12 protein-coding genes are annotated in these 15372 nt (G+C 48.5%); 1 reads left to right on the top strand and 11 read right to left on the bottom strand.

All coding sequences use genetic code 11. The features are described 5' to 3' along the window. Positions 1 to 107: 107 nt before the first annotated feature. Complete coding sequence (locus ACN6MW_RS23080; RefSeq protein WP_419872229.1) at positions 108 to 434, top strand: antibiotic biosynthesis monooxygenase family protein; 327 nt, start codon at positions 108 to 110, stop codon at positions 432 to 434. Positions 435 to 1579: 1145 nt separating this feature from the next. Here the strand turns inward: ACN6MW_RS23080 and ACN6MW_RS23075 are convergent. The 11 genes from ACN6MW_RS23075 to ACN6MW_RS23025 form a co-directional block, all read right to left on the bottom strand. Then, entirely contained in the window at positions 1580 to 3514 is a 1935-nt protein-coding gene (locus tag ACN6MW_RS23075) for a peptidoglycan D,D-transpeptidase FtsI family protein (protein ID WP_419872228.1), read from the bottom strand. A 191-nt stretch (positions 3515 to 3705) separates the two neighbouring features. Beyond that, positions 3706 to 5922, bottom strand: a complete 2217-nt coding sequence (locus tag ACN6MW_RS23070) for a methyl-accepting chemotaxis protein (RefSeq protein WP_419872227.1) — start codon at positions 5920 to 5922, stop codon at positions 3706 to 3708. Between the two features lie 187 nt (positions 5923 to 6109). Continuing rightward, positions 6110 to 7372: a peptidase U32 family protein gene (locus tag ACN6MW_RS23065; RefSeq protein ID WP_419872226.1), complete on the bottom strand. Its 1263-nt coding sequence runs from the start codon at positions 7370 to 7372 to the stop codon at positions 6110 to 6112. Between the two features lie 179 nt (positions 7373 to 7551). Beyond that, positions 7552 to 8484: a peptidase U32 family protein gene (locus tag ACN6MW_RS23060; RefSeq protein WP_419872225.1), complete on the bottom strand. Its 933-nt coding sequence runs from the start codon at positions 8482 to 8484 to the stop codon at positions 7552 to 7554. 54 nt (positions 8485 to 8538) lie between these two features. Then, complete coding sequence (gene mltG, locus ACN6MW_RS23055; RefSeq protein WP_419876423.1) at positions 8539 to 9633, bottom strand: endolytic transglycosylase MltG; 1095 nt, start codon at positions 9631 to 9633, stop codon at positions 8539 to 8541. Between the two features lie 221 nt (positions 9634 to 9854). Then, entirely contained in the window at positions 9855 to 10166 is a 312-nt protein-coding gene (locus ACN6MW_RS23050) for a DUF1292 domain-containing protein (protein WP_419872224.1), read from the bottom strand. Continuing rightward, a complete protein-coding gene (locus tag ACN6MW_RS23045) occupies positions 10166 to 10462 on the bottom strand; it encodes a DUF1292 domain-containing protein (RefSeq protein ID WP_308999924.1) in 297 nt (98 codons plus the stop codon). Before ACN6MW_RS23045 ends, ACN6MW_RS23050 begins: the two co-directional genes overlap by 1 nt. Before the next feature lie 8 nt (positions 10463 to 10470). Next, positions 10471 to 10887, bottom strand: coding sequence for a Holliday junction resolvase RuvX (gene ruvX / locus ACN6MW_RS23040; RefSeq protein ID WP_139990931.1), 417 nt, complete (start codon positions 10885 to 10887; stop codon positions 10471 to 10473). Between the two features lie 26 nt (positions 10888 to 10913). After that, entirely contained in the window at positions 10914 to 11174 is a 261-nt protein-coding gene (locus ACN6MW_RS23035) for an IreB family regulatory phosphoprotein (RefSeq protein ID WP_419876422.1), read from the bottom strand. A 50-nt stretch (positions 11175 to 11224) separates the two neighbouring features. Further along, complete coding sequence (gene alaS, locus ACN6MW_RS23030; protein ID WP_419872223.1) at positions 11225 to 13858, bottom strand: alanine--tRNA ligase; 2634 nt, start codon at positions 13856 to 13858, stop codon at positions 11225 to 11227. A 354-nt stretch (positions 13859 to 14212) separates the two neighbouring features. Further along, positions 14213 to 15283 (bottom strand): AI-2E family transporter, encoded by a 1071-nt coding sequence (locus ACN6MW_RS23025; protein WP_364143132.1) that lies wholly within the window; start codon positions 15281 to 15283, stop codon positions 14213 to 14215. Positions 15284 to 15372 lie beyond the last annotated feature (89 nt).

Raw genomic sequence — 15372 nt, 5'->3', positions numbered from 1 at the left:
ATAACTTTGAAGTCAAGCCTTGCCAGAGCGATTGCGATGCCGCTGGCGGCTTGGCTTCATTTTTTATTTCCATGCATTATCAACTAACCCTATCGGAGGAATGACCTATGAACGGAATAGCAAAAACGCCTGCCCCGCCTTACTATGCGGTTATTTTCGCCTCGCAGCGAACAGAAGGCGATAACGGTTACGGAAACATGGCGGACAAAATGACGGAGCTTGCTTCGCAACAAAGCGGTTTTTTGGGAATAGAGTCCGCGCGTGATGCCGGATTAGGCATTACCGTATCCTACTGGGATTCATTACATGCCATTCAAGCATGGAAGGAGAACGCCGCTCATCAGGTTGCGCAGCGGCGAGGAAAAAGCGAATGGTACCAAAGCTTCGCTCTGAGGATTTGTAAGGTAGAGAGGGATTATTTTTTCGAGATGTAGGTGTGGAGATGTAGAAGTGCCCGATCGTCGTTAGACGGTGGGCGTTTATAACAAACGTTCGCTAGAGATCACGAATGATCCAGGGTCTCCTATAGTTTCTAGGCCATCAATAGTTCTTAAACATTAGTTCCTAGACCACCAATTTTTCTTAGACAATCATCAGTTCTTAGACCGTTCGTAGACCACTACTAGTACTTAGACCACTATTTACAGACCTCAGCAGTTCCTATGCAATTAACTGTTTCTAAACAATCAGCAGTTCCAAGTCAATTCACATTTCCGTTCCAAAGCCACTAACGTCTCCTATATCACGGATAGTTCGTGGACCACTAATAGTTCGTATACAATACGATCAACAATTCCTAGACCACCAACAGTGCCTAGGCAACTAACGTTGCTAACAATTATCAGTTCTTAGACCACTTATATTTCCGTTCTAAGGCACGCTAACAGTTTCAATAGGCATTACTTCGATATATACAACATATACACACCACCTTCGATATAAACAACTCTTAAGGATACAATGTACTTTGTACAATGTATCCTTCACATGAGCGTCCCTGCTCAATATACAATGCACTTTATGCAATAGAATACACTACAAGCTAAGTTTGAGAATCCAATTGATTGATTTCTGTTGCACAAACTGCAGCGTATGCAATCACAAACGCAATTTGAGCTCATTCTACTGCACAAACTATACTGTAGCAGCAGTTTCACTAGCCCCGACAGCTCTGTGGCAGCAGCATCAGTTTCACCAGCACCGACAGCTCTGTGGCAGCAGCATCCGTTTCGCTAGCCCCGACAGCTCTGTGCCAGCAGCATCAGTTTCTATAGCACCGATAGCACTGTAGCAGTAGCATCGGTTTCGCTAGCAGCGACAGCACTGTGGCATCATTCCACTAACACTTACTACACTATTACATCATTTACTCTAACACCAACAGCCTTTGGAAAAAGCTTCATTTGCACTAACTACACTACTTGCACCAGTTTCTCAATAACCAACTACACAGTAAGGCCGTTATTGTCTGGCTTGAAGTTCTACAGGCATTAAACCGTCTGTGCCTAACCTGTAGATTCACTTATACAAAGGATACAGCTTTTTCGGAGCTGACTGTGCGAAAAAAAGGAGCTGACAACTAACGGTCAGCTCCTTCAGCCAAGCCTGCGGCGATATCCATAACGCCGCGAAAGATTTTGGTCGCCTGGTTCGAGCTTCCAGGCGGCTGGTTTTCCACGAGCACGGCGATCGCGTAGCGAGGCTTCTTGATCGGGCCGTAGCCCGCAAACCACTGGTGGTTGCGGTCGATTCCGGCCCGCGTCGTTTCGGCGGTGCCCGATTTGCCGGCAACCGCCCACCGCCCTTGGCGGATCGTCCGACCCGTTCCGTGGTCGACGACCGCTGCCATATCGCGCAGCAGCGCATGCGCCGTGGCCGGTTTAATCCGGCCGCGAATGGCTTGCGCACGCTGTGCGGGAAGCTTCACCATCCGCTGGCCGTTGGCATAGCGGATTTCACTCACCAGGCGCGGCTCCATTACGCGTCCCTCATTCAGCAGCGTTACAATTAGATTTGCCGCCTGGAGCGGCGTCATCCGTACATCACGCTGCCCAAGCCCGCTTTGTGCGAGCGTACCGCCATCTACGGCCGCAAGCATCGCTGCTTCTTCGCCAGCCTCCAGAAGCCTTTGTTTATCGACTCCTAGCCCCTCGTCTCCGCCAAGCCCTTCAGGCGAACTGGTCGCCTGAACCGAGATGGGCGCAAACAGTTGACCGCGTTCCTCTTCCTCAAGCAGGCGAAGCGGCTCTGCGAACGGGCCAAATGCCTTATCGCGATGCCAGCCCGCCTGCCGGCCTATCCCTAGCGAATCTGCCGTACGTTTCAGCTCTATTGCGGTAAGCCGCTCCGCGATGGTGGCAAAAACAATATTACAGGATTGCGCCAAGCCCTCTTTTAGCGTCAAGTGCCCGTGTCCTCCTTCTTTCCAGCATGATAAGCCGTATTTCCCGTATTCGCCGCTGCAATCAAACGATTCGTTCGGATCGACTACCCCAGCCTCCAATGCGGCAGCTTCTGTTACAAGCTTAAATACCGAGCCCGGAGCTACGGCTTTCAATGCGTGATTGGACCATTCCGTACCATCGGAGCTATGGAATTGTCCTGGCTTCAGCTGAGGCCTCGACACCATCGCGACAATGTCCGCATTGCGGGCATCCAGCACGACAACCGCCCCTTCCTTCATGCCATGGGCATCCACGTAGTCCTCAATCTCATTTTGCAGCTGCAAATCGATCGTTGTCATCGCTTGGAGCGGATAATATCGGTTGTTAGGCTGCGTTATTCGGAAATCAAGGCCATGCATCGGGGCATTGCGTCCATCCATAAAATAAGACACTGAAGTAACCCCGACCCCATGCATCAGCTTGTCTAACGACTTCTCGAGACCGGAGCCGCCAACCTGGTCGGCCAGCTTTCTTTTCCCGCGGGTCAAATCCTCCGCTTGTTCAGCCTGCAGCCACTCCGGATGCTGGCTTGTAAAGCCGATGAGATGCTTGGCCTCAAAGCCCGCCAAATAGCGATTCCGATAAGGAAGCACGCGTATGCCGTTTAGAGGCAGCTTCTTTATCCTCACCGTTTGAGCTTCTGTAAGCCGCATCGGGAGCATTTGATTATCAGCCATCCAAAATACAGGCTCACGCACGGAATCCCACTTTTGCTGAAGCTGCTCCACAGATACCCCTAATATGCCGCTAAGAACAGATATATCCTGCTCTTGTCCCCTGACATCCCGGCGGACAGGGAATAATGCGACTGCTGAATACGTTTCTCCCGTAATCGCTATTCCATTCCGATCGTAGAAATCACCTCGTCCGGTATCAAGCACCAGATTACGCTGACGCTGCTGAACCGAAAGCCTTTGCCAGCCGCCTCGGCTGGTTTCGGTACTAAGCGCCGCTGCCGAAGCGCTCCCGGGCATCAATTGCAGCCACGCTAATCGGCCGATATAGATGAACATAACAAGACTAATCAACCAAGCAGCCGCTGTTAAGCGTCTCAATCTTTGCTTCACCATGATGCCAAACTCCTTTATAACGCTTTCGCCCCATCACCTGGCGTGAAATAAATCCGTTATCATCATTATTTCCTTGCATCGCATCCCTTCAAACGTCACCCTAGATATGAATAACAAAAAAGAGCCTTCAGCAATTTTTGCTGAAAAGCCCTTCTTCTCTACCTATGATATTCTATGGATAAAACCGATCCTTAATCAATCTTAAATTTGGAAAGGGAATCCTTCAGCTCGCGCGATACGGTATCCAGCTTCTCCGAAAGGCGAACCATGCCGTCACTGATGCTAAGCTGCTCGGAGCTTAGCGATGCAACTTCCTCGGATGTTGCGGAAGATTCCTCTGCTACAGCGCTGACGTTGGTCATCGCATCCGCTAATACGGCCTGCGATTCGTCCAGATGGCCGATCGCGTCCGTAACGAGGTCGAGCCTTTGCGCAAGCTGGCCCATTTGACCCGATACGGTCAAGAAAATTTGATTTGCTTCCTTAACGGAACCGATTTGTTCTTGGAACAACGGATAAGCGTCTGACAAAACATGAACCGTTTCGTCGATCTCGCCTCTAATCTTCTCGGTAATTTGCCCAACGACGTCGATGGACTGGCGGCTCTGGTCAGCAAGCTTGCGAATCTCGTCCGCAACGACCATAAAGCCTTTACCTGCCGCTCCAGCGCGAGCGGCTTCGATCGTAGCATTAAGCGATAGAATATTCGTTTGTTTGGTCAGATTGTTCAGCACGTCCAAAATTTTAACGATGGAGCCTGTGCTTTCCTTGAGCGCGTCAACCTTCTCTACCATGGAGCGTGTCATTTCTTCGGTCATGCCGGTTTTTTGAATAAGCACTCCCATGTAAGTCGTTCCTTGCTCACTCGCTTTCTCTACCTCTTGCGCAGAGCGTACCATTTGCTCGTTAGCATCAATTACTTTTCTCATTTGAGCATCAATGTTGCTAGTTAAATCGGTGCCTTTTTCCGCTTCTACGGCCAAGCTTGTCGCCCCTCCGGCGATCTCTTCCGTTGCAACGGCGATTTCCTTGGCGGATAGGGCCGTTTTTCTTGAAGCATCACTGAGCTCGGTTGCCGTATTGAGAACTTCCTCAGCAGAACGCGTCGTTTGAACAGCCAATGCTGTAATCTGCGTCATCATGAGGTTAAAGCTTTCACTCAACTCGCCGATCTCGTCTTGGCGTTTTTTCATAACAGAGCGAACGGTAAGGTTGCCTCTTGCACCTTCATTCATCAAATTCCGAAGCTTGACCAGCGGCTGAGCAATAGTCATGATCACGAGCATTCCGATCGCAACCGCAATGATCGCTGCAAGCAGCACGGTAAGCCAAGTCATATTTTGAATGGCTTTGGCATCCTTTACCAGCTCTTTCACCGGAACGGTTCCTACCAGCTTCCAGTCCATCGCCGTAAATGTTTTGTAGGCAGCAAGAACTTCGTCTTCATTTTTCGTTTTCATTTTAACCGAGTCCTGCAGCGCCTTTTCACCTTCAGTAGGAAGAGTAATATTAGCTGCTTTGCCGATCATCCCGGGATCTGCATTCGTGATGTAATTGCTGTTCGCGTCAACAATTGCGATTTGGCTGCCATCGCCCAGATTAACGTCTTTGTATCGCTCTGCGATGGAATCTACCGACACTTCTATCAGCAAAACATAGGATGACTCGCTTGATGTCGTATCCTTAATGAGACGGCTAATTCCGATCGTCGTCACACTGTTCGAATTCGCTAGACCTTCCGGTTGAGGCGGAATCCAATTGGTTTTACCTGATTTTTCCACGGTTTCCATAAACCAGGCCGTCTTCATTAATCTTTCAGCTGTGCTGCTCGTAGCGGAACCGGCAGAGACTACCTCCAGCTTCGGATTTACCGGCAATAGCATCAAGGAAACAATCGTATTGTTGCCCATCACATAGGATTGCATTTTTTCGCTTAAATTACGCGATGCTTCGAACTTTCCGTAATCGTCCGCGCTGTCCAGCATCTTCCTTACGATTTCATGAAAATCCTTATCGATTAAGATTTGCAATGATAGATCCTCGTAAGTCTTGTAAATAACATCCAAGTTATTCGCAACTTGCTTAATCGTTTCAAAACTGGCTTCCGAAACCTTGTTTTCGATAATGGACTTCGATTTCGAGTACGCCAAAAGACCTACTGTCAATACGCACGCGATAATGCCGCAAAAAATGATTGTAAATAATTTCGTGCCTACTGATTTTAACGGATTAGACAGCTTCGTTGCTTTTACGGATACCGTTGCCGCCTTCGCCGCCTTAGAAAACGCCTTCATTCCTGATTGCGCTTTTATACTTAGCTCTGATTTCGAGCTGTTAGCGCCATTCTCTCCTGACCCCTGCTTCTGTTTCTTCGATTTCTTTGCTTTTTGTTCTTCTTGGTTTTCCATTGGGAAAGACACCGCCTTCAAAATTGTAAGTCTGAATTAGTTCGTATGCTTCTAGCGAATCTTGCCGAAATATGTATTACCATATATTATTTTATATCGACACATTCTTGTCAATTCATTATAAGAAATCAAAAAAAAGAGCCTTATTTTTTTGGGAAAATAAGACTCCTGTCATACTTTTTTATTTTCACTTGTTCCCGATTTTTTTTCTCATCATATCCATCGTTTTAACCGGCTTTAGCGTTCGAATTCGGATATGCTGCAAAGGATGCCTTGCCGCTTCGATTTCTACGCCATCGATGTCCGTTATTTCGGTTATTGTTTGCTTGAAGAACATGCCTTCCGGACCAACGAACTCGATTTCTTGGCCTTTTTTAAAATGATTGCGCTGCTGAACCGTGGCAAACCCTGTTTTTGCATCGTAATCAACGACTATTCCTGCAAAATCATAAGGAGCCGCTTTTTCCTCCGGCTCATAAATATGATCCTCTGCCCCAGGCGTATCCAGAAAAAATCCTGTATTCAGCGGGCGGTTCGCGGCTTTATTGATCTCCTCGACCCATTCCTGCTTCAGTTCGAAATGCTCCGGATCCGAAAAATAAGCATCGATCGCTTGACGGTATACGTTAACGACCGTAGCGACATAGTGAATGCTCTTCATTCTTCCTTCGATTTTGAAGCTGTCCACGCCAACCTCAATGAGCTCAGGCAAATATTCGATCATGCACAAGTCCTTGGAGCCCATCGTAAATTTGTCATCCTCTTCGGTATACATCGGCATGTCGTCAACGAATAAATCATATTTCCAGCGGCATGATTGGCAGCAGCCGCCGCGGTTTGAATCGCGGTCGGTGAAATGGTTAGACAGCACGCAGCGCCCCGAGAACGAAGAGCACATCGCACCATGTATGAAAGCTTCAATTTCGATATCGACATGCTTCTTTATTTCTGCAATGTCTTTAAAGCTCGTTTCTCGGGCCAGCACGACCCGAGGCAGACCCTCGTCCTTCCAAAATTGCACAGCCTGCCAATTTAGCGTGGATTGCTGCGTGCTCAAATGCACCTCCAGCTTTGGAGCTACTCGCTGCGCGGTTTCGATAATAATCGGATCAGCTGCGATGATTGCTGCTATTCCGGCGTTCTCCAAAGCGCGCAAATAATCCTCGAGGCCGTCTACATCCTCGTTATGCGCATAAATATTAGTCGCGACGAATACCTTTGCCCCATAACGAGCAGCAAACTCAACGCCTTCCTTCATTTCCTCAAAGCTAAAGTTATCGGCGTTCGAACGTAAGCCGTATTTTTGACCGCCTATATAAACCGCGTCTGCACCGTAATGGACAGCGAACTTAAGCTTCTCCAAATTTCCTGCCGGAGCGAGAAGCTCCGGTTTATCGAGCCGGTGACGTTTGCCTTGATAGCGCGGAGTCGTTTTCTCTAATGTCGTCAATGATGTGCACCTCCTAAAGTTTTGCGAAGCAAAACTCACTTCGTAAGCATTATCCTAAAGTTTTGCGAAGCAAAACTCACTTCGTAAGCATTATCCTAAAGTTTTGCGAAGCAAAACTCACTTCGTAAGCATTTTCCCAAATGCTTGCGGACCAAAACCCGCTTCACACTAATAAAAAATCAATATACCTGCTCTTTATAAAAGAATCCGTAGCTCAGCTCGCGATTCGGGTCCTGTACCTGCTGAATGGCTTCCAGCCACTCCTCATTGAAGGAATAGTCCGAAGGATCTGCCAAATAAGAATCGATGGCCTCCCGATAAGAGCGAACAACGATTTCATTGTACTCGATTGATTTCATTATTCCTTCAATCTTCAGGCTTCCGATGCCTGCTTCCAACAGCTCATGAAGATTCTCAACCATGCAGATGTCGTCAGAGCTCATAATATGCGTTCCGTTAGCATCCTCGTAAATAGGATAGCGCTCATCCTGCCGCTCCGCCTCCATAACGTACAAGCCGCGGTCTTTATTCTTTTGCGGCAGACGGTCAGGCTCAGATTGATGCTCTAAATAGCTCTCCACCAGCGAACGCTTGGAATGATAAATATTGGTCATGCCATGCACCTGCACTTGAACCTCAAGGCCGGTGCCGTTGATCGCATCTATGACCTGCTCCATGTTCAGCTCGCGTGCGAGCACAAACCGCGTTGCGCCTCTTCTGCCCCAATAATTCGCTGTTTCAAAGTTGGTGGATGTCATCTCCGCATTCCAGTGCAGCGCCTTCCCGGGAGCATGTACTCTTGCAGCCATGAGGACGGCAGGATCACCAAACACAAAGGCATCTACGCCCGCTTCGGCCAGCGCTGAAACGTACTCGCTCAATGATTCCGCCGCTTCGTTATCCATTAGGTTGTTAAGAGCCGCATAGATTTTCACGCCTTTTGGTTTGGCGATCTTCACAGCCATTTCAATCATTTCTTTACTAAATTCTCCTGCTAAACGCGTACCGTAGCGTGCTTCGCCGATGACAAAAGCATCCGCACCTGCTGCAATGAGCCTCTCAAGCTCCTCTATCGATGCGGCGGTAGCTAACAGTTCGGGCTTGTACGCCATGCTTGCTCCTCCTAAAAAGCTTCGAGCGAACGCACTAATCAATCTAGCTGCGTCCTATCCAGCTGTTTGGTTACTCTTCTCGATGTTTCTTAAATGTTCTTTATAGGTTTTCGCGAATAAGTGGGATTGGCTGCCGTCCTTTTTGGTCACGTAAAAGAAAAACTCGGATTTTTCCGGATACAACGCAGCTTCAATCGATTTCAAGCTCGGGCTTGCGATGGGTCCCGGCGGCAAACCTTCGACTTTATACGTATTATAAGGGCTGTCGACCAGCAGATCTTTCTCGTACAGCCGTTCCTTTGGTTTATCCAGCGAATACTGCACGGTTGCATCGATTTGCAGCTTCATGCCATCGGCAATCCGGTTGTAAATGACGCCTGCTACCATCGCTCTCTCTTCATCGACTACGACTTCCCTCTCAACGAGCGATGCAATGGTGATAAGGTCATGGAAAGAGATTTTTCTCTCCTCCAGCACGTCCATCCATCCCTCGGGCAGCTCGGCAAGTTTTCGGTCAAGCTCCGATACCATACGTTTGATGATGTCTTCTTCCGTGCTTTCCTGTTTCATTTCATAGGTTTCCGGGAAAAGATATCCTTCCAAACGCACATGCAGTTTATCGCTATCTGGAATGGAGCGAACGGCCTCCGCATCGCCCCATGTTTTTTGCGACGCAATTAGTCCTATAAATTTCTCTCTGTCGATCAGCTTCTCCGCAGCAAGCTTATCTGCTATTTGCAGGACAGTGAAGCCCTCAGGAATGGTAAAACGAATCGTTTCGGCTGCAACGGTGTCGCCGGCGTTCAATTTCGCTATTATCGCGTCATTTTCCATACCCGGGCTAAGCTCGTATATACCCGCTTGGAATTGGCCGCCTTGATCCTTCAGCTTCAAGTAATACTTAAAAATAAATGAGTTTTTGATGATGCCGTGCTGTTCCAGTAAATCAGCAACCTCATTCGCTGAAGTTCCTTTAGGTATGTCAAGCTTTTGCACTTCTCCTGCGGCGGTTGGCCGCAAGCTGTTCCAAACGTAAAAGGCTGCGCTGCCGGCAACGATAATCATAATGCCCAGCAGGCTCAATATCACCCATAATGTAATGCGGCTGCGTTTCGGACCGGATGATGAATACTGGTCCTGTGATGGCATGTCCAATTTTAGACCCCCTCTATCTGCTTCCTTATATGTCTCTTTGCCGATATGCGCAGGCGAAATGGCTGAGACCATAACTTAGCGGCTCAGCTGATACTGCATCATAATCGGTAAATCAACGGCTGTTTCCATAAGCTTTGGAGTAATTGCCCCATAACATGGAACAAAAGAGCGGTTATTAACCGCTCTTTCGTTAAGTACATATACGCTTGAAGCCGTTACGGGCGCTCGTCAGTCGCGAACAACAAATCATCGTAAGCTTCCGACGCCGCTTCCCACTCTTCATCGTCTTCGATGTTTTCCAGCTGCGGTTCCCCGCCAACTTGAATGACACGGAAGAGTTCAACGTCTTCCTCGCCGCGCATCGGATCCGATTGAAGAGCCGCATAAATACGATCGCCAAGCTGAAATTCAGCTTTGATATCGTAAACCTCTACGCTGCCGTCATCCGTTTCAAGCTCGATTTCATTGCCGAAAGCGGTTCTTAGGCTGTTCAGCTTCTTAGGAGCCTCATGCTCTGTGCCAGACATTAATTTTCTTCCTCCATCTCGCCAAGGAGCGTATTAAATGTCTCCTCGACCATGTTCCATTCTTCTTCATCTTCAATCGTATACAGCTTCAGATCGTCGCCTTCTTCCTCATAACGGAAAGCGTATACTTCATCTTCCTCGTCATTTTCGCCAGTAAGCGGAACGACCATCATATATTTCTGATCGGAACCATCAACCTCAAATTTCATGATGACTTCGAATTCTTCTTCATTGCCTTCTTCATCCGGGATATAAATAATTTCCGGCTCTTCGAATTCCAGATCTTCTTTTGTCATGTTTACCCTCACCTTTTCGCTTTAGAATCGAGATAATTTTGCAAAATAAGCGTTGCCGCCATTTTGTCTATTACGAGCTTTCGCTTCTTCCGGCTGACGTCCGCTTCAATGAGCGTTCGTTCGGCAGCTACCGTTGTCAGCCTTTCATCCCAAAGGTGAACAGGTATGTTTAGTTTCTGCTTAATCTGTTCCGCGAATTCCATGCAAATTTCTCCTCGCGGACCGATGGTACCGTTCATATTTTTTGGCAGGCCGACTACGATTTCACTAACCTCATGCTCTTTAACCAAATCGGCTATGCGGTCAAATTCGCTTCCGTCACGTCTGCGTTCAATAACCCCGGTCCCTTGTGCGGTCCAACGAAAAGCATCGCTGACTGCAACGCCAATGTTGCGGTCGCCATAATCCAATCCCATCAATCTCATGTCTTGTCCGGCTCCTGCCTCAATAGTTATTCTTTCTTATGGTTTAGGTAAAACCGGACAAGCTCTTCAATTAATTCGTCTCGTTCTTTCTTGCGAATTAAACTTCTGGCGTTGTTATGCCGCGGAATATACGCGGGATCTCCGGACAGCAAATACCCAACGATCTGGTTAATCGGATTATACTCTTTCTCGAGAAGCGCTTCGTGTACCGATAGCAGAATGTCTTGAGAAGATTCAACCCCCTCCGCCTTCACGTTAAATTTCATTGTTTTGTCCATGGAACTCATCGCCAGCACCTCGCTTTCCAAACCGCTTTTCAATGAGATATACATTTATATCATATCACATTTGTTTGATTAAGAACTAGTTCTTCCGCAAGTTTCAAAGCTTCATCCAGCTTGGATGTATCTTTTCCGCCTGCTTGCGCCATATCCGGGCGTCCGCCGCCGCTTCCGCCGCAGTGCACAGCTGCCTCTTTTACGATCTTCCCGGCATGGAAACCCTTTTTAATCAGGTCAGCCGAAACTGCCGCTGCCAAGTTGACCTTATCGTCTGCGATAGCTCCCAGCACGATCACGCTCGATTCCAGCTTCAGCTTGAGCTCGTCGACAATACCGCGGAGCGCATCCATGGAAGGCGCATTGACTTTCGCGCACAGCACCGTGATTCCGTCAACGGTTTTAGCATTTTGCTCCAGAGAACCCGCCTCTATGCGGCTTAGCTTCGCTTGCAGCGATTCATTGTCGCGGGAGAGCTCCTTTACTTGTCCAAACAAGGCTTCGATCCGCTTTGGCACGTCGTTTGTGTTCGATTTCAGCAGGCTGGCCGATTGCTTGAGCAGCTCGAGCTGGCTCTCCAGGAAGTTATAAGCATACTTGCCTGTTACCGCTTCAATTCTCCGTACGCCAGAGCCGATTCCGCTCTCGCTTAATAGCTTGAACAGACCGATTTGCGAAGTGTTACTAACGTGACAGCCACCGCAAAGCTCCAAGCTGTAGCTGCCCACCTGAACTACGCGAACCTCATCGCCGTATTTTTCGCCAAACAACGCCATAGCACCCATTGCTTTCGCTTCGTTCAACGACTTGATGTCGATAGATACAGCCGTACCGAGCCAAATTTGCTCATTTACGCGGCGTTCGATATCAACGAGCTCCTCAGCTGTAATGCTGCCAAAGTGTGAAAAGTCGAAGCGAAGACGTTCAGCCTCTACTAAAGATCCTGCTTGGTTGACATGGTCGCCAAGCACCTCTTTAAGCGCTTTGTGAAGCAAATGCGTAGCTGTGTGATTCTTAATCACATCATCGCGTACAGCTCTTGCAACAGATGCCACTACAGTATCCCCGGTGCGAGCGGTTCCTGCCGCCACAACGGCATGATGCACGCTTTGCCCGTGCGGCGCTTTCGTTACGTCTTCGATCTGAAGCGTGAAGCCGTCGCCTGTTATCGTTCCTTTATCGCCGATCTGACCGCCGCTTTCCGCGTAGAAAGGGGTACGGTCCAGTATCACAACGACTTTACTGCCTTCAGCCGCTTGCTCAACCAGCAAATCGTCTTGAACGATTGCGATAATCTTGGATTCTGTTACCAGTTCATTATAGCCAACAAACTCGCTTTTAACCGTAAATTCGCCAAGCGGGCCGCCTTGAACCTTCATGCTTCCCGTATCCTGACGCGCTGCGCGGGCACGTTCGCGCTGCGCTTCCATCGCCGCATCGAACCCGGCGCGGTCGACCGTCATGCCATTCTCGGACGCGAAGTCTTCGGTCAAATCAAATGGGAAGCCGTACGTGTCGTACAAGCGGAATGCGTCATCGCCGTTAATCTCTTTATTGCCGGCTTTCGTCGCCGACGCTACAAGTTCAGACAGCATAGCTAGTCCATCGGATAAGGTTTCGTGGAAACGTTCTTCCTCCGTGCGGATGACACGCTCGATAAACTCGCGTTTTTCCACGACCTCTGGGTAGTAAACGCCCATTACCTCGCCAACGACCGCAGTGAGCTCATGCAGGAACGGACGGTCGATGCCGATGGTCTTTCCGTAACGAACAGCACGGCGGAGCAAACGGCGGATAATGTAGCCTCGGCCTTCGTTTGATGGCATAACGCCGTCGCCGACTGCGAAAGCAACCGTACGGATATGATCGGCAATAACTTTAAGAGCAACGTCATGTTCTTCGTTTGTTTTATAGGTTACCTTTGCGATTGCACAGGTGCGGTCAATAATAGGCCGGAACAAATCCGTATCGAAGTTCGAATCCACGTCCTGCAGGATCGAAGCAAAACGCTCGAGTCCTGCGCCCGTATCAATATTTTTGATCGGAAGCGGCGTGTAGCTGCCGTCTTTGTTATGGTTAAATTGTGAAAATACAACGTTCCAAACCTCAAGAAAACGTTCATTTTCCCCGCCTGGCCAGCATTCCGGGTCCGAAAGGTCGCCATACTTGTCGCCGCGGTCATAGAAAATTTCCGTACAAGGTCCGCAAGGGCCCTCGCCGATATCCCAGAAGTTCTCTTCCAGCTTATAGATGCGCTCTTCAGGCAGGCCGATTTTCTTATTCCAGAAAGCGAATGCCTCTTCGTCCTCGGGATAGACGGTAACGGATAAGCGATTCGGATCAAAGCCAATCCATTGCGGCTCGGTCAGAAACTCCCATGCCCAAGTGATGGCTTCTTCTTTGAAGTAGTCGCCGATCGAGAAGTTGCCCAGCATCTCAAAAAACGTGTGATGGCGGCGCGTTTTGCCCACATTCTCGATATCGTTGGTGCGGATGCATTTTTGCGAATTCGTAATCCGCGGATTTTCGGGAACGATGCGCCCGTCGAAATAAGCCTTAAGCGGCGCCATACCTGCATTAATCCATAAAAGCGACGGATCGTTATGCGGTACGAGCGATGCGCTCGGTTCAATTTTGTGGCCTTTGCTTTCAAAAAACGCCAGCCATTTTGCACGGATTTCACTAGCCTTCATTAGTAGGAGCCCCCTTATCATAATAAAACACAAAAAACGCCCCTGTCATAGACAGGGACGAATAAATTCGCGGTACCACCCTGGTTATTGCTCGCTGCAAACAGCCTGCGCAATCGCCTTCATTAGACATTAACGGGTCCAACCGGTGAAGTTCATTCACACTCCGAATAGAGCTTTCGGCCACTCTTCGTCATAAAAGCTCTCTCAACCGACGCAATATGCTGATTAACAGCCTGTGCGAAGAAGCTTTCTCTCTGGCTAACGGGCATTGGCTTACTTCAATTCGTCAACGCTTTATCACCTTATATTTGACACTTGATTATTTTAAAATTATAGCTACACCCTCTCTGCCTGTCAAATAATCTTTCTCCTCACGTAATAGGCAAACATGTGCTGGATGATCACCTTGCAGGCCGCAAAAATAGGCACTGCCAAAATCATGCCGACAATCCCTGCAATCTCGCCTCCAACCAATAAGGCAAAAATGATCGATAAAGGATGCATATGGAGCGTCCGGCCTACGACCTGCGGAGAAACGACGTTTCCTTCGAGGATTTGGCAAAGGGTGTTGACCACCGCCACAAGAATGACCATTTTCAACGAAACGGTTGATGCCATCAGTATCGCCGGCGCCGCTCCAAAGAAAGGCCCGAGATAAGGAATCACATTGGTAATGGCAACGATCCCCGCCAGAAGAAGGGCATACGGCATGCCGATAAGCAAATATCCGAAGTAAGCGAGAACGCCTACGATGATACATACTAAAAACTGACCGCGTATATAGCTGCCAAGCGCCGTATCGATATCCTTGAGCAATCGCACCGTATTTTTGCGATGGGATTTTGGAACGTACGTAATAACCGTCCGCTCAAATACATCAAAATCCTTTAATATGTAGAAGGCAAGGAAAGGAATAATGAATGCGATGAACACGGCATTCACCATCGATCCGATATTGTTCACAAAATCAAACAAGCTTTCGGACAGCTTTTTCTCCATATGCACAAGTGATTTATTTAATCCGCTGCGGATGCTTTCCGGCAAGAACGAAGTATTGTTTATATCCGTCACAATATTTTGGGCCCGTATGGACAGCTCCGGCACATGATGGTTCAATTCCTGCACCTGTTCAATGAACATTGGAATCAGGTTCACAAGCAGGACGGCAATCGCTGCGCAAAATACCGCATATATGAGAAGCACGGCAATCGTCCGCGGAACCTTTCGCTCATGCAGCATGGTGACGATCGGATTTAACACATAGGAGATGATCATCGCGATAATAAATGGCGCAAGCACAGCCTTAACGAATACGTATATACTTACGATCAGCGGCTTTATCAACAGCAAGAGATAAATGGCGAGCAAGCCTAATATAAAATAAACAAGCCATACGAACAGACGGTTCTTCGTAAACCGATCCACCGTCCCCACCCCCGAACCTTCTTTTTCCGGCTTATCCTAGACGAGACAAGCGGAACTAGTTCAGTATATGTACAAGCGGTGAAAATCAT

This window comes from Pristimantibacillus sp. PTI5, from assembly GCF_048572955.1.
Classification (GTDB): Bacteria; Bacillota; Bacilli; order Paenibacillales; family Paenibacillaceae; genus Pristimantibacillus.
Note: the sequence above shows the minus strand (reverse complement) of the source record. Positions and strands in the feature narration are given on the sequence as shown.

What these genes read in the sequence shown, in the direction of transcription:
- ACN6MW_RS23075 (WP_419872228.1), bottom strand. Translation starts at nt 3,514, where the DNA reads ATGGTGAAGCAAAGATTGAGACGCTTAACAGCGGCTGCTTGGTTGATT.
- ACN6MW_RS23035 (WP_419876422.1), bottom strand. Translation starts at nt 11,174, where the DNA reads ATGAGTTCCATGGACAAAACAATGAAATTTAACGTGAAGGCGGAGGGG.
- ACN6MW_RS23070 (WP_419872227.1), bottom strand. Translation starts at nt 5,922, where the DNA reads ATGGAAAACCAAGAAGAACAAAAAGCAAAGAAATCGAAGAAACAGAAG.
- mltG (WP_419876423.1), bottom strand. Translation starts at nt 9,633, where the DNA reads ATGCCATCACAGGACCAGTATTCATCATCCGGTCCGAAACGCAGCCGC.
- ACN6MW_RS23060 (WP_419872225.1), bottom strand. Translation starts at nt 8,484, where the DNA reads ATGGCGTACAAGCCCGAACTGTTAGCTACCGCCGCATCGATAGAGGAG.
- ACN6MW_RS23045 (WP_308999924.1), bottom strand. Translation starts at nt 10,462, where the DNA reads ATGACAAAAGAAGATCTGGAATTCGAAGAGCCGGAAATTATTTATATC.
- ruvX (WP_139990931.1), bottom strand. Translation starts at nt 10,887, where the DNA reads ATGAGATTGATGGGATTGGATTATGGCGACCGCAACATTGGCGTTGCA.
- ACN6MW_RS23080 (WP_419872229.1), top strand. Translation starts at nt 108, where the DNA reads ATGAACGGAATAGCAAAAACGCCTGCCCCGCCTTACTATGCGGTTATT.
- ACN6MW_RS23050 (WP_419872224.1), bottom strand. Translation starts at nt 10,166, where the DNA reads ATGTCTGGCACAGAGCATGAGGCTCCTAAGAAGCTGAACAGCCTAAGA.
- alaS (WP_419872223.1), bottom strand. Translation starts at nt 13,858, where the DNA reads ATGAAGGCTAGTGAAATCCGTGCAAAATGGCTGGCGTTTTTTGAAAGC.